The organism is Amycolatopsis alba DSM 44262 (assembly GCF_000384215.1).
Lineage (GTDB): Bacteria > Actinomycetota > Actinomycetes > Mycobacteriales > Pseudonocardiaceae > Amycolatopsis > Amycolatopsis alba.
The window spans coordinates 8,682,120-8,696,054 of the sequence record NZ_KB913032.1; the positions used below are offsets into that span (position 1 = coordinate 8,682,120).

Sequence of the window (13,935 nt, forward strand, 5' to 3'; positions counted from 1 at the left end):
AGTCGCACACACGCGGCGATATCCGAATAATGGCGGCGTGGCAAGTGTCCTTTTGATCGAAGACGACGCGTCCGTCCGGGAGGGGCTGGAGCTCGCGCTGCGACGGCAGTCGCACACCGTCCACGCCGCCGAGAGCGGTGAGCTCGGGCTGGAGAAGCTCCGGGTGTTCCAGCCCGACATCGTCGTGCTGGACCTGATGCTGCCGGGGATCGACGGCTTCGAGACCTGCCGCCGGATCCGGTCGGCGGGTGAGGTGCCGATCATCATGCTCACCGCGCGCAGCGACGACTTCGACATCGTGGCCGGGCTGGAGGCGGGCGCCGACGACTACGTGACCAAGCCGATCGAGCCCCGCGTGCTCGACGCCCGCATCCGGGCGGTGCTGCGGCGCGCGGTGAGCGAGAAGCCCGCGAGCGAGGGCGACCAAGCCGGGGAACGACACGGCAGCCTGGTCATCGACCGGACCGGGCTGGTGGTCACGAAGAACGGCGTGCCGGTCTCGCTCACCCCGACCGAGCTGAAACTGCTGCTGGAGCTGTCGCGCACCCCCGGACAGGTCTACAGCCGCCAGCAGATCCTCTCCGCCGTCTGGGATCACGACTACCTCGGCGACTCCCGGCTGGTCGACGCCTGTGTCCAGCGGCTGCGCGCGAAGATCGAAGACGTGCCCGCGAAACCCGATCACGTCCAGACCGTCCGCGGCTTCGGGTACCGGTTCGGCCGTTCATGAGGCTGCTTTCCGGGCTGCGGCCCCGGCTCATCCTGGCCTTCGCGGCGATGACGATCATCGGGGCGGCGGCCGCGGCGGGGGCCAGTTACGTCTCGGCCCGCAACGCGATCCTCGAAGCCGTCCAGAACGCGGCGATGAACCAGCTGAAGGACCGGGTCAGTGTCTACGGCCGCCCGCTGTCCACGCCACCGACCCAGGAACAGCTCAACGACTTCGCGGGCAGCCTCCGGTTGAACGCCGTCGCGGTCTACCGGGACCTGCGGTCGGTCAACGGCCCGGACCTGACCACGTTCTCGCCCGAACTGCGGCAGACGGTCGCCGACGACGACCGGATCCAGTTCCAGCGCCTCGACCGCGACACCATCCCCGAACTGCTGGTCGGCATGCCGGTGCTGACCAGGCAGCCGAACGGGTCGATGGGGCGCAGCGGGCTCCAGGTGTACTCGCTCACCTCACTCGGCCAGCAGCAACAGGCCATCGACGAACTGGCGAAGTCGGCCTGGCAGATGGCCGCGCTCGCGTTGCCGCTGGCCGCCGCGCTCGCCCTGCTCGCGGCGAGGCAGGTGCTGCGGCCGGTCCGGGCGCTCAACACCGCCGCCGCCCAGCTCGGCGAAGGCAGGCTCGACGTCCGGCTGCCCGCCAAAGGCTCCGACGAGCTGGCCGAGCTGGTCACCACCTTCAACAACACCGCGGCCGAACTGGAGCGCACGGTCGGCGAGCTGAGAGCCATGGAGGCCGACGCCCGCCGGTTCGTGGCCGACGTCTCGCACGAACTCCGCACGCCGCTCGCGGCGATGAACGCGGTCACCGACGTCCTGGACGAGGACGCGGAGGCGCTGCCGCCGGACACCGCCGTCGCGGCCCGGCTGGTCTCGGGCGAGACCCGCAGGCTGACCCGGCTCGTCCAGGACCTGGTCGAGATCTCGCGGTTCGACGCGGGCCGCGCCGAACTGGTCCTCGACGAATGGGATCTCGCGACGGCGATCCGCGACAGCCTCGACGCCCGTGGCTGGCGTGACGGCGAAGAACTGGTCACCGACCTGCCGGACGGTGTGCTCGCGCAGGTCGACCGGCGGCGGCTCGACCTGATCGTGGCCAACCTCGTCGGCAACGCGTTCCGGCACGGCGAGTCCCCGGTCGAAGTCCGGCTCCGCGCCGGCGACGACGGCATCACGCTGGAGGTCGACGATCACGGGCCGGGGATCGACCCCGAGGTCCTGCCGCACGTGTTCGACCGCTTCACCAAGGCCGACACGTCCCGCGCCCGTTCCGAGGGCAGCGGCCTGGGCCTGGCGATCGCGCTGGAGAACGCCCGGCTGCACGGCGGCGACATCACGGCCGCCGACACCGGGCACGGCGCCCGGTTCGTCCTGCGCCTGCCGCACCGGCTCTCAGGAGGGACGCGATGAGGAAGACCCTGGTCCTGCTCGTGCTCGCGGCGCTGGTGGCGGCCTGCGGCGTGCAGCCGACCGGGGTCGTCCCGGCCGGGCCGGGACCCTCGATCCGCAACACCGAGGGGATGCAGATGCTCGGTGGGGTGACCTTGTACTTCGTCTCCGACGGCCGTGTCCTTCCGGTGACCAGGCCCAGCGAAGGCTCCATCTCCGCGGAAGGCGCGATCACGCTGCTGCTGAAGGGGCCGACGGACAAGGAAGCCGCGCAGGGACTCACCACGTTCGTCCCGCCGGAGCTGGGCCGGGTCAAGGTCTATTCCGGCGACCCGGCGAGCCTCGCGCTGCCGTTCTCGGTGCGCAAATTGTCCGACCAGGCCATCAATCAGCTGATCTGCACCGTGATCGCGGCCTCGGCGGCCAACGGCCAGACCTCGCACTCCCGTGCCGTGAATGTGATCTCGCCGAGCGAGAACGTGCTCTTCCAGTCCTGCAAAGCGGACTGAATTAGTCACTCACAGTGCTCACATATAAGCGCTTCTCGTATCTGTACGGACGTGAGCCCCTTTTGGTTCACCGATCAAGGTAACTGTGGGCGAACACACTCGGGCGTGACATTGCCGTGTCCATTTCGTAATGTTGCCCGGAGCTCGCGGCCCCCGACGCGAGTTCCCGTCCCCGAAGTGGTGAGTGATCAGAGAAATGGCCGGCAGACATCGCAAGAACAAGGCTCCGCAGTGGAAGCTCCCCGCGGGTATCGCGGCAGCGGTCGCCACGGCGCTCCCGGCGTCGATGTGGCTGACCACCGCAGGTACCCCTGACGTCGAGGCGGCCAGTGCCGCGCTCGCGCTGCAGGCTCCCCCGGTCTCCAGCGTGACTCCCCCGCCGTCGACCAGCAGCACCCCGCCCTCTAGCACAACGACTACCCCGCCCTCGTCGACCTCCTCGGCTCCCCCGAAGCCGACGACGTCGACCAAGGCCCCCGCCCCGGTGAAGACGACAGTGCCCGCCCAGACGGCGTGTTCGACCAGCCTCGCGGGCACCAAGCCGCATGTGGCCCAGGTCGGCAACCACGTCAAGGCGAAGTTCGGCGTCAAGACCGTCGGCGGCGTCGCCGGCCGGTCGAACGCCAGCGACCACCCGTCCGGTCTCGCGCTGGACTTCATGGTGGACACCGCCACCGGCAACGCCATCGCCGACTACATCCTGGCCAACCAGAAGGACTTCGGCGTCACCTACGTCATCTGGCGCCAGCGCTACAACGACGGCAGCGGCTGGGACACCATGGAGGACCGCGGCGGCGCGACCGCCAACCACATGGACCACGTCCACGTTTCCTTCGCCAAGAGCGCGAAGGTGACCGTCAGCTGCTGACGTCTCCCTTGAGGAGTAAGAGAAGCGGCCAGGCGCGGCGTGTCCGAACCTCCTGCCCAGCAGGACTTCTCCGACCGCAACCCTGACTGTCCACAAGGGACAACTTTTCCGACTGACCCGCCCGCTTTAGGTGCTTTGCGCAGTTTTACGAAGAGGTCGTGAGTGGCGTTTCGGGTTATTGAGGGGTAAGGCGAAGGTGTCCTGCTCGCTCACCGGCGTGTCGGCTTCGGATGTTGCGAAAGCCACTTTCGCAACATCGCCGACCCACCAGACCGCGCCGGGCCGAGGGGTCGTGAGTGGCGAGGACGGTTCTCTTGAGGGGTAAGGCAAAGGTCGCGGCTGCTGGTTTGCAGGCGCCGTGGGTGCGGATGCGGGGCTGGAGTGGCGGTGTTCTTGTGGCTGGTGGGGATCGGCCGGGCCCGATGCGCTCCGGCAGGTCCTGACGTCGCGAAAGCCACTTTCGGGACGTCTGATGTCCCGAAAGTGGCTTTCGCTACACCCGAAACCGGCAGACACACGAGCGTTCGAGCACGACACGTTTGTCCTACCCCTCGATAACCCGACTTGCCACTCACGAACGCCGTTCGCCGGGCTGGACGACAGGTCGCCCCACGACCTCTTCCACGCCTTTGACGGCGAGCCGGTCCGCTCGCTCGTTCTCCGGATGCCCGGCGTGGCCCTTGACCCAGTGCCATTCGACGTCGTGCCGTGACGCGGCTTCGTCGAGGCGGCGCCACAGGTCGGCGTTCTTGACCGGTGTCTTGGCCGAGGTCATCCAGCCGTTGTTCTTCCAGTTCCGGACCCAGCTGGTGATGCCGTTCCGGACGTAGGTGCTGTCGGTGTAGATGTCCACCGTGACCCGGCGCTTGAGGCTTTCGAGCGCCTCGATGGGCGCCATCAGCTCCATCCGGTTGTTCGTGGTCGGCCCGGCGTCCCCGCCGTAGATCTCCTTCTCGACCGTGCCGTACCGCAGCACCGCGCCCCAGCCGCCGGGGCCGGGATTCCCGCTGCACGCGCCATCGGTGTAGATCTCGACTTCCGCCACCGGGACACCCTAGCGACGGGTTCAGTCCGGCAGCAGTGGCACCCACGGCTCCTCGGCCTGCCCGAGGTGCACCGCCCGCGTGATGGACTTCGAACCGAAGCGGTCCCGGACGGTGTCGAGCGTCGCATCGAGCGCGTCCCTCGGTTTCGCCCCGAACGGCAGTGCCAGCTGGATCGCGTCGTCCTCGGTCAGGTTCGTGAGCGCGAGGCCGATCAGCGTGAGCCCGCGTTCGTCGATCAGCGGTCTCGCCGCGGCGAGCAGGTCACGGGCCGCCGCGACGATCGCGCCGGTCTGTTCGGTCGCCTCCAGCAGGGTGTGCGAACGCGTCGCCTTGGTGAAGTCGGCGAACCGCATCCGCAGCACGACGGTCCGGCACACCCTGCGCGCCGCGCGCAGCCGCCGGGCCAGGCGATCGGCCAGGGTCAGCAGCATCGCGTCGAGTTCGGCGGGCGACCGCGGCCTGCTGCCGAGCGCGCGCTGCGCCCCGATCGACCGGCGACGTTGCCCGGTCCGCACCCGCCTCGGGTCGTCGTTGTGGGACAGGGCGTGCAGATGGGTGCCGACGCCGCGGCCGAGCATCCGGACGAGTTCCTTCTCCCCGAACCCTTCCATCTGCCCGACCGTCGTGACGCCGCGCTCGCGCAGCTTCTGCGCCGTCACCTTGCCCACCCCCCACAGCCGCTCGACCGGCAGCGGATGCAGGAACTCCAGCTCCTTGTCGTGCGGCACGACAAGGAGACCGTCGGGTTTCGCGACGCCGCTGGCGACCTTCGCGAGGAACTTCGTCCTGGCGACGCCGACGGTGATCGGCAGGCCGACCTGCTCCAGGACGTCCTTCCGCAGTTTCGCGGCGATCCGGCTCGGCGTGCCCGCGATCTTCAGCAGCCCGCCGACGTCCAGGAACGCCTCGTCGATCGAGATGCCCTCCACCAGCGGCGTCGTGTTGCCGAAGACCTCGAAGACCGCCTTGCTCGCCTCCGAGTAGGCGTGCATCCGGGGCGGGACGACGATCGCGTCCGGGCACAGCCGCCGCGCCTGCCCGCCGCCCATCGCCGTGCGGACGCCGTACGCCTTGGCCTCGTAACTGGCCGCCAGGACGACACCTCCGCCGACGATGACCGGCCGCCCGCGCAGGCTCGGGTCGTCACGCTGCTCGACCGACGCGTAGAACGAGTCCAGGTCGGCGTGCAGGATGGGACCCTCGGGCGGCATAGAACATATGTTCGCATCAATCGGCCCAACGGCCAACCCGCGTGCGGATGAAATCCGTCATCGATCGACCGCCCGCGAAACACCAGATCGCGATCACCGGGTCGCAGATCGCGCAGCCGAACGACGAATGCTCCGCGAACGGGATGATCGGGGCACCCTTGAGATGGTGGACGACGTCCCAGCCGGTATGCAGCAGCCAGGCGATGCCGATGAACGTCCAGGACTCCAGGCCGCGGTACGCCACGTAGGTCATGACGGCGGTGAACGCGAACTCCCAGATCCCGAGGCCGCCACCGCTCAGGTACGCGGCTCCGGCGCCCGCCACCATGATCGCGTTGAAGCGGCGCCGATGCGGCTCGTGGATCAGCGACATCAGCACGACGTAGACGAGGCCGACGAGAAGCGGCGCGATGATCATCATGGCTCGACGCTAGAGCCGGACAGGGCCCGCTCCCAGTGGCGTGAACGACGCCTTCCGACGGGATCCCGCCATCCGGCGAGGTAGGTTGCGGTCATGCAGACCGTCGCCGTCCTCGCGCTGGACAAGGTGATCCCGTTCGACCTCTCGACGCCGATCGAGGTCTTCGCCAGGACCCGGCTCGCCGACGGGAGCGCGGGCTACCGGGTGATCGTCTGCGCCGAGCATCCGGACGTCGACGCCGGGCACTTCACCCTGCGCGCGCCGTGGGGACTGGACGCGCTGCGCGAGGCGGACACGATCATCGTCCCCGGTACCGCCGACCCGGCCGGGCCGTTGCCGGAAACCGTCCGCGAAGCGCTCACTTCGGCCGCCGCGAACGGCACGCGGATCGCCTCGATCTGTTCCGGCACCTTCGTCCTCGCGGCCGCGGGCCTGCTCGACGGCCTCCGTGCCACCACGCACTGGGTCGCCGCCGAAGCGCTGGCCGCCGCCTATCCGGACGTCGACGTCGACCCGGACGTGCTCTACGTCGACAACGGGCAGATCCTCACGTCGGCGGGCGCCGCCGCGGGCCTGGACCTGTGCCTGCACCTCATCCGGCGCGACCACGGCGCCGCGATCGCGGCCGACGCCGCTCGCCTTTCGGTGATGGCCCTGGAACGCGAGGGCGGCCAGGCGCAGTTCATCGCGTTGCGGCATCCGCCCGCTCCCCGAGGCGCGGCGCTGGAACCCACTTTGCTCTGGATGCAGGAAAACCTCGCGCGCGACCTCAGTCTCGCCGACATCGCCGCGAACGCCGGGACGAGCACTCGCACGCTCATCCGGCACTTCCGCGAACAGACCGGGACGACCCCGTTGCAATGGCTGCACCGGGCCCGGATCCGGCAGGCCCAGCATCTGCTGGAGACCACGCAGCACGCCGTCGAACGGATCGGCGCCGAAGTCGGTTTCGGTTCGCCCACCTCGTTCCGCGACCGGTTCAAGCGCACGACCGGCGTCAGCCCGGTCGCCTATCGACGCGCTTTCCGTTGAGCGGGAACGCCTCTTGCCGATGACCGGACCTCCCGGCGACGATGGCCGTACACATCACCGAGCACGTCTTCTCCCGCCGTAGGGGACGTCGTCAGGAGGCAGGCTCGTGCTGGGCAAGAAGCTGGGCGTCTTACTCGCCGTCGTACTCCTTTTCACCGGACTGACACCCGCGAACGCCGAGGTGCACCATCCCCGCCAGGAGTGGTTGCGCGCCTCGACGGCGGGGCTGTTCCTGCACTGGGGAATGCGCACCTCCCCCGGTTACACCAGTTGCGCCGACTGGGAAAAGGCCGTCACCGACGGCGGCTGGAACGCGAAGTACTGGATCGACGAGGCGAAGAAACTGCACGCGCAGTACGTCGTGCTGGCGTCGTTCCACAGCAAGCTCGGCTACGCCAGGGCGTGGCCGAGCGCGGTGCCGGGAAGTTGTTCGACCACAAGGGATTTCCTCGGCGAGCTGATCGCGGCGGGCAAGGCGGGCGGGGTCAAGGTCATCACCTACATGACCGACGATCCCCAGTGGCACAACGACGGCCTGGGCTCCGGGAAGAGCTGGCTGAACTCCTCGGCGTACTCGAAGTACAAGGGCAAGCAGGTCGACCTGCACACTCGCGACGGCTTCGGCGAGTTCGGTTACGACAACTTCGTCGAGATCATGCGGCGCTATCCCGATCTCGCCGGGTTCTGGATCGACAACGACAACGCCTACTGGGAGCGCAACGGACTCTACGAACGCGTGCGCCGGGAGCGGCCGGACTACCTGCTGAGCAACAACAACGAAGACACCCCGATCATGGACACGATCAGCAACGAGCAGAAGACCGGCATGACCCCGGCCTACGACTACCCGCAGGCGGTCTACACCGCCGCGCCGCGGCTGATCGAGGCGTGCTTCAAACTCCCCACCTCCGGCGCGTGGTGGTACAGCGGCTCGAACTCCGCTGTCGACTACAAGCTCACCCTCGGCCGATACCTGGCCAACAAGGGCTCGGACGTCAAGGCACTGATGGCCGAGACCGCCATGGTCAACGGGCGGTTCCCCTCGGACCAAGAGGCGTTCAATAATTTCGCCGCCGGGTACTTCGACAAGATCTGGCCGTCCATCGACGGCACTTACGGCGGAGGCTACGACCACGGCGGGTTCGCGCCCGGCTTCTGGAACGACGGCGCGCACGGCGTCACGACGGTGTCCAAGACTGACCCGGACAAGCACTACCTTCACGTGCTCACTCGGCCGTCAGGCAGCACGCTTTCCTTGCGGGACAACGGGTACAAGGTCAAACGAGTGACGAACCAGCGCACCGGCGCGGTGGTCGCGCACAGCCAGTCGGGCGGCAAGCTCACGGTGTCGGGCATCTCGTCGTGGGACCAGTACGACACCGTGTTCGCCGTGGAGACCGGCGGACGCGAGGGCGTCTATCCGCCGTCGTCGTACACGATGAGCGCCAGTGCCTCCGGGAGCGGGCATCCGGCGCAAGCCGCGGCGGACGGCGACTACTCGACCTATTGGGACGCGACGTCCGCGCAGCCGGTGTCGCTGCGGTTCGACCTCGGCGCTCCGAAGCGGATCCAGTACATCGGGATCAACCAGCGCGAGGACTCGACCACCTACCCGGCGTCGAATTCGGCGCGGATCAAGAACTACCGGGTCTTCGTCAGCGCGGACGGGAAGGACTGGGGTTCACCGGTGAAGACCGGCTCGCTGCCGAACCACCGGGGCGTGCGGTTCATCGACCTGCCCGTGACGACGGCGCGGTACGTGCGGATCGAGAAGGTCGACAGCCAGGGCGTCGACCGGCTGCGGGTGGACGAGGCCTGGATCGGCTCGGCCTACCCGGCGGGCTGACTCACGCGGCGAGCGGCACGCCGGTGCCCGCCGCCCGCACCCTGGCCTGTTCGGCGAACCGCCTTCGGGCGACGACGACTCTGAGCCAGCGTTCGGAGCGCTCGGCGTCCAGATCGGAAGTGGCGCGGGCGAGGACCTCGGCGGCGTGCGCGGCGGATTCGATCTCCGCGGCGGCGCCGAGGTAGTCGCCGGCCTCGATCAGCTTGTAGGCGTGGCGCATCTCGGTCTGCGCGGTCGAGTAGATGGCGTAGGCGGCCAGGTTGTTCGCCAGCGGGCCCAGTGAATGCGACATCGGATTCTCCGTTCCTTCTCTTACTCACACGTCGAACGGGTACCCCGCGGTTCGACACGGCAGCAAATTTTTTCGAAGATCTTCGGGGTTGCGCCCAGTGGCCGCTTCACGACAGCCTGAAACGCATGCCAGCACGGGCGGCGTCGTTCCGCAGCGTCTTCGCGGTCGCCGGGTTCCGCCGGATCTGGCTCGCGCATCTGCTGTCGGTCGCCGGTGACCAGCTGGCCAGGGTCGCGCTCACGGTGCTGGTGTTCGACCGGACGTCGTCGGCGGGGTGGGCTTCGGCGGCGTACGCGCTGACCTTCGTGCCCGATCTGCTCGGCGGCGCGCTGGGCGGCGTCGCGGACCGGTTCTCCCGGCGCACCGTGATGGTGGTGACCGACGTCGGCCGCGCGGTCCTGATCGCGCTGATGGCGGTGCCCGGCCTGCCGCTGCCCGCCGCTGCCGCGTTGCTGTTCCTCGTGCAGCTCATGGCCGGGCCGTTCCAGGCGGCCCGGCAGGCGATGCTGCCGGATCTGCTCGATCCGGACCGGCTGGTCGTCGGCCAGGCCGTCATCTCGTCCACCTATCAGGCCGGGCTGGTGGTGGGCTTCGGTGCGGGCGCCGCCGTCGTCACCGGCCTCGGCGTGCCAGGGGCGCTGCTGCTCGACGCGGGGACGTTCGCGCTGTCGGCCCTCATGCTCCGCTTCGGGCTCGAGCGGTACCCGCCCTCGGCACCGGGCCGGCACAAGCGTCCTTCCCTGATCGCGGGCTGCCGTCTGGTCGCCCGCGACCGCAAGCTCCGCTGGCTGCTGCTCATCGCCTGCTGCTGCGGTTTCTACGTCGTTCCCGAGGGCCTCGCGGTCCCGGTCGCCGCCGAACTGGGCGGCGCGGGCGCATTGCCGTGGCTGCTGGCCGCGAATCCGGTCGGCTCGGTGCTCGGCGGCATCCTGCTGAGCCGGATCCCGCGCGAACGGCAGGTCCGGGTGCTGGGCGCGCTGACGGTGGCGAGCAGCCTGGTGCTGATCCCGACCGGCTGGGCGAACGGCCTGGTCACGATCGTCGTGCTGTGGACGATCTCGGGCGTGTTCTCCGCGCACGACATGATCACCCAGACGCAGTACAGCCTCGCCGCGCCCTCGGCCCATCGCGGTCAGGTGATCGGGGTCGCGATCGCGGCGTTGCGGGCGGCGCAGGCGGCGGGGATCGCGGCCGCCGGGCTGCTGGCCCAGGTCGTCGCGCCGACCACCGTGGTCGCCGTCGCGGCCGGTGCGGGAGTGATGGTCGCCGGTGCCGCCGGGGTGGGCTGGTCACGGACGGTGTCGTCCCGCCGCGGCCCCGGAGACCCTGTGGGCCCGGACGGCGGGACGACACCCGTTGGCGAGCATGGTTCCTGACTCGATCGGCTCATCACGTCCAGTTGTTGTCACGACGGGTCGTCCAGTTGTTGTCACGCATGCCGTTCACCTCCTTCGCGATTGCGATGTATCCGGCAAAACACTCACCAGTTGTTGTCCTGCATCGGTGCACCTCCCTTGTTGCGGTTGGGCTGTCCGGGGGAATTCGCGGCCGCGCTTCTTATCGTCGGAGACAACGCGGTCGTCGCAGTCCCGGTTCGATTACGGTGTAGATCACCGACGGAAGAGGGTGTGTGGACGGACGACTCGGCGACGCGCGGCGACGGCTCGGGGCCTGGCACCTGTGGAGCCTGCCGCGACCTGTGCGTTCCTACGTCCTGGTCGTGAATCTCATCGCGGTCCTCTCGACCGCCGCGACGGCCTGGCTGGTCCCGGTGACCGGTACCGACCTGATCCGGTTCGGCGTCTTGACGCTGTGCGCGGCCATCGCGATCGAGGGCACCCGGCAGATCGAACGCCAGCGGGAGTACGACAGGGCCCCGTCGGTCGCCTACGTCGACACCAAAGCGGTCTGGAGCGTCGCCGCCGTCATCGCGCTGCCGCCGGTGCTCGCCGCCGCGATGGTCGTGGTGACCTACACCATCGCATGGCTGCGGATCTGGCCACACCAACGGCCGGTTCTCCCCCATCGGTGGATCTTTTCCGCCGCGACAGTGCTCTGCGGCACGCAGGCCGCCGTCGTCGTCCTCAGCGTCGGCATGCGCCACTACCCCGGCTCGCCCGACTCCGGGCTGCTCGCCGGGCTGGGCGACCTCGCCGTCATCATCGTGGCCGCGGCCCTGCGCTGGGCGATCAACACCGTGCTGGTGATGATCGCGATCGCGCTCTCCTCGCCGCCGAAGTCGATCGGCGAACTGTTCTCCGGATTCGGCGACCAGATCCTCGAAGCGGGCGCGCTCGGCCTCGGGCTCGTGACGGCCGTCGTCCTCGTCCAGGCCAATCCGCTGGTGCTGGTCGGGGTCGTCATCGCGCTGGTCGCGCTGCACCGCGGACTGCTGCTGACGCAGTACCGGCGCGACGCGCACACCGACGCCACCACCGGGCTCGTCACGAAACGCCGCTGGCGTCAGCTGGCCGAAGAGCATCTGGGCCGGACACGCGCCGGACGCAAACTCGGCGTGCTGTTCCTCGACCTCGACAACTTCAAGACGATCAACGACACCTACGGTCACCCCAACGGCGACCTCGTCCTGCGCGCGGTCGGCGACGCGCTGCGCGCCGAGATCCGCGAACAGGACGTCTGCGGGCGGTGGGGCGGCGAGGAGTTCGCGATCGTCATCCCGGACATCCACGGCGAGGAGACCCTGCGCCAAGTGGCCGAACGGATCCGGCACCAGGTGGCGGTGGTCTCGGTCGTTCTGCCCGATCGTGACGCCGTGCTGACCGATCTGACGGTGTCGATCGGCGGGGCGCTGTACCCGGCCGCCAACATCACCAGCGTCGACGACCTTCTCGTCGCCACCGACACCGCGCTCTACCGGGCGAAGCAGGGTGGCCGCAATCGCGTCGAACTGGCCCCTCCCTCGCAGTAGGTTTCAGCCTCGTCTGGGCTTCCTTCGACACACTCGGGACATATGTCCTATGTGGACCGGGCCGCCTCTGAACCGGGCGTTGCCGGAAATCGGCGACGCTTGCGGTGTTCTCGTGGTCCGGAATTGTCGGTGGGCGGTTGTACGGTGTTTGCCGTGGACACTGATAGAGCCTTTTTGGCTTCACGCAAGGAAATTGCGTCTCTGACCGATGAGGAATGCGTTGCTGTGGCGCAGGCCGCATCGGCGGATATCGCACGATTGGAGGCGGTGCGGTTTCGTGCGATCGCGCAGTTGTCTCGTCATCGTGGGGGTGTGTCGAGTGTGGTGCAGGAGGTGGCGTTCGCGTTGTCTGTTGTGGATGGTCATGCTGCGGTGCTGGTGTCCACGGCGGAGGCGCTGGCGACTCGCCTGCCCCGCACGCTGGGGTTGATGGACCAGGGGTTGGTGAGTGGCGCGGGTGCGGCGAAGGTCGCCGCCGCGACCGGATGGCTCTCGCAGGAGAACGCGCTGGAGGTGGATGCGTTGCTGGAGGATCGTTTGGAGGAGAGGAACACCGAGCAGATCCGGAAAGCGGCGAGTCATGCGGCGAACACGGTGGACCGGGAGGGCGCCGCCCGGCGCACGAAGCATTTCCGCGAGGGCCGTCGGTTGAGGCTGCGGCAGGGTGAGAGCGGGGTGGCGTCGATCGAGGTCGAGGACGGCCCGGTGGAGAAGGTGGCCGCGGCCTACACGCGGATCGACCGGGAAGCACGGGCGCTGCGGGCGGGTGGTGAGACCCGGACGCTGGACCAGTTGCGTGCCGATGTCGCTCTCGATCTCCTGCTCGGTGGGCAGGGTGGGCCCGGTGAACGGTCGGAGGTGTTCCTGTATATGGACTTGAATACTTATCTCGGGTTGAACGAGGATCCCGCGGAACTGGCCGGGCATGGCCATATCCCGGCGTCGCTGGCGCGGGAGATCGCTTCGGGTCCGGACACGGTGCTGCGGCGGATCATCACCGACCCGTTGTCCGGGCAGGTACTGGACTTGGGGCGGGAGCGGTACCGGCCCACCGCCGGGTTGGGTGAGTTCGTGCGGGTGCGGGATCGTGAGTGCCGAAGACCCGGCTGTCACCGGGTCGCGCAGGCCTGCGACCTCGACCATTCCGTGCCGTGGCAGTTCGGTGGCCATACCAGCGCTGACGATCTGGTCGACCTGTGCCGCCGCGATCACCGGCTCAAGGACGAACCCGGCTGGATCTACACGCTCGCTCCTGATGGCACGCTCACTGTCACCACCCCGACAGGGCAGACCTACGACAGCTCACCACCACCGCTGCACGAACCCCGCCTGACAGACGAACCACCACCGTTCTGACCCCGTCGCCGGAAAACGACGACGACGCCGAGCGTACGAGCCGCCTCCACACGGGACCCGTTACGTCGCCCCTGACAGAACCCCGTCGTCAGAAAACGGCCACGTCCCGCCTGAGCATCCCTCCACACGGGGCCTGTTACGTCGCCCCGACAGAACGCCGTCGCCGAAAAACGGCCACGCCCCTGCCGAAAGCAGCACCACATCCGAGCCGGACACCCCGTGACTCGAAGAGCCCCCAGCCGAAAGGCCACCTTCGCAAGCAGACCTCCGCTGAAAACCCCTATCCGGCATCACTGCGCCCGCTCGC

General features: G+C 68.7%; 13 protein-coding genes. 9 read left to right on the forward strand and 4 right to left on the reverse strand.

Annotated elements, in window-relative coordinates; translation table 11 throughout:
* The first annotated feature begins 37 nt into the window (after positions 1–37).
* The 4 genes from AMYAL_RS0140235 to AMYAL_RS0140250 all read left to right on the forward strand — a co-directional run bounded on the left by AMYAL_RS0140235 (position 38) and on the right by AMYAL_RS0140250 (position 3,495).
* Positions 38–730 carry a response regulator transcription factor gene (locus AMYAL_RS0140235; RefSeq protein WP_026467838.1) on the forward strand — a complete coding sequence of 231 codons (693 nt, stop codon included), beginning with the start codon at positions 38–40 and terminating at the stop codon, positions 728–730.
* On the forward strand, positions 727–2,139 hold the full coding sequence (locus tag AMYAL_RS0140240; protein WP_020636974.1) for a sensor histidine kinase: 1,413 nt from the start codon (positions 727–729) through the stop codon (positions 2,137–2,139). The genes AMYAL_RS0140235 and AMYAL_RS0140240 overlap by 4 nt, the downstream gene beginning before the upstream one ends.
* The gene (locus tag AMYAL_RS0140245) at positions 2,136–2,627 is read left to right on the forward strand and encodes a hypothetical protein (protein ID WP_020636975.1); all 492 of its coding nucleotides are present in this window, start codon (positions 2,136–2,138) and stop codon (positions 2,625–2,627) included. Before AMYAL_RS0140240 ends, AMYAL_RS0140245 begins: the two co-directional genes overlap by 4 nt.
* A 196-nt stretch (positions 2,628–2,823) precedes the next feature.
* Positions 2,824–3,495: a VldE C-terminal domain-containing protein gene (locus AMYAL_RS0140250; protein ID WP_026467839.1), complete on the forward strand. Its 672-nt coding sequence runs from the start codon at positions 2,824–2,826 to the stop codon at positions 3,493–3,495.
* Between the two features lie 571 nt (positions 3,496–4,066).
* Here AMYAL_RS0140250 and rnhA read toward each other — a convergent pair.
* The 3 genes from rnhA to AMYAL_RS0140265 are packed head-to-tail and all read right to left on the reverse strand — an operon-like array spanning position 4,067 to position 6,173.
* Positions 4,067–4,540: a ribonuclease HI gene (gene rnhA / locus AMYAL_RS0140255; RefSeq protein ID WP_020636977.1), complete on the reverse strand. Its 474-nt coding sequence runs from the start codon at positions 4,538–4,540 to the stop codon at positions 4,067–4,069.
* A gap of 21 nt (positions 4,541–4,561) precedes the next feature.
* Positions 4,562–5,752, reverse strand: coding sequence for a DNA polymerase IV (dinB, locus tag AMYAL_RS0140260; protein WP_020636978.1), 1,191 nt, complete (start codon positions 5,750–5,752; stop codon positions 4,562–4,564).
* A 16-nt stretch (positions 5,753–5,768) separates the two neighbouring features.
* Positions 5,769–6,173 (reverse strand): DUF6010 family protein, encoded by a 405-nt coding sequence (locus AMYAL_RS0140265; RefSeq protein ID WP_020636979.1) that lies wholly within the window; start codon positions 6,171–6,173, stop codon positions 5,769–5,771.
* Positions 6,174–6,266: 93 nt separating this feature from the next.
* On the opposite strand from AMYAL_RS0140265, the gene AMYAL_RS0140270 reads away from it, so the two are divergent.
* The gene (locus tag AMYAL_RS0140270; protein ID WP_020636980.1) at positions 6,267–7,205 is read left to right on the forward strand and encodes a GlxA family transcriptional regulator; all 939 of its coding nucleotides are present in this window, start codon (positions 6,267–6,269) and stop codon (positions 7,203–7,205) included.
* A gap of 106 nt (positions 7,206–7,311) precedes the next feature.
* On the forward strand, positions 7,312–9,051 hold the full coding sequence (locus AMYAL_RS0140275) for a discoidin domain-containing protein (RefSeq protein WP_020636981.1): 1,740 nt from the start codon (positions 7,312–7,314) through the stop codon (positions 9,049–9,051).
* A gap of 1 nt (position 9,052) precedes the next feature.
* Here AMYAL_RS0140275 and AMYAL_RS0140280 read toward each other — a convergent pair whose 3' ends face one another.
* Positions 9,053–9,343, reverse strand: a complete 291-nt coding sequence (locus tag AMYAL_RS0140280) for a hypothetical protein (protein WP_020636982.1) — start codon at positions 9,341–9,343, stop codon at positions 9,053–9,055.
* A 125-nt stretch (positions 9,344–9,468) separates the two neighbouring features.
* Here AMYAL_RS0140280 and AMYAL_RS0140285 point away from each other — a divergent pair, with 125 nt between their 5' ends.
* The 3 genes from AMYAL_RS0140285 (at position 9,469) to AMYAL_RS0140295 (ending at position 13,628) form a co-directional block, all read left to right on the forward strand.
* Positions 9,469–10,719 (forward strand): MFS transporter, encoded by a 1,251-nt coding sequence (locus AMYAL_RS0140285; protein WP_020636983.1) that lies wholly within the window; start codon positions 9,469–9,471, stop codon positions 10,717–10,719.
* A 323-nt stretch (positions 10,720–11,042) separates the two neighbouring features.
* Positions 11,043–12,272 carry a GGDEF domain-containing protein gene (locus tag AMYAL_RS0140290; RefSeq protein WP_039794865.1) on the forward strand — a complete coding sequence of 410 codons (1,230 nt, stop codon included), beginning with the start codon at positions 11,043–11,045 and terminating at the stop codon, positions 12,270–12,272.
* A gap of 153 nt (positions 12,273–12,425) precedes the next feature.
* Entirely contained in the window at positions 12,426–13,628 is a 1,203-nt protein-coding gene (locus tag AMYAL_RS0140295; RefSeq protein ID WP_026467840.1) for an HNH endonuclease signature motif containing protein, read from the forward strand.
* The last annotated feature ends 307 nt before the right edge of the window (positions 13,629–13,935 follow it).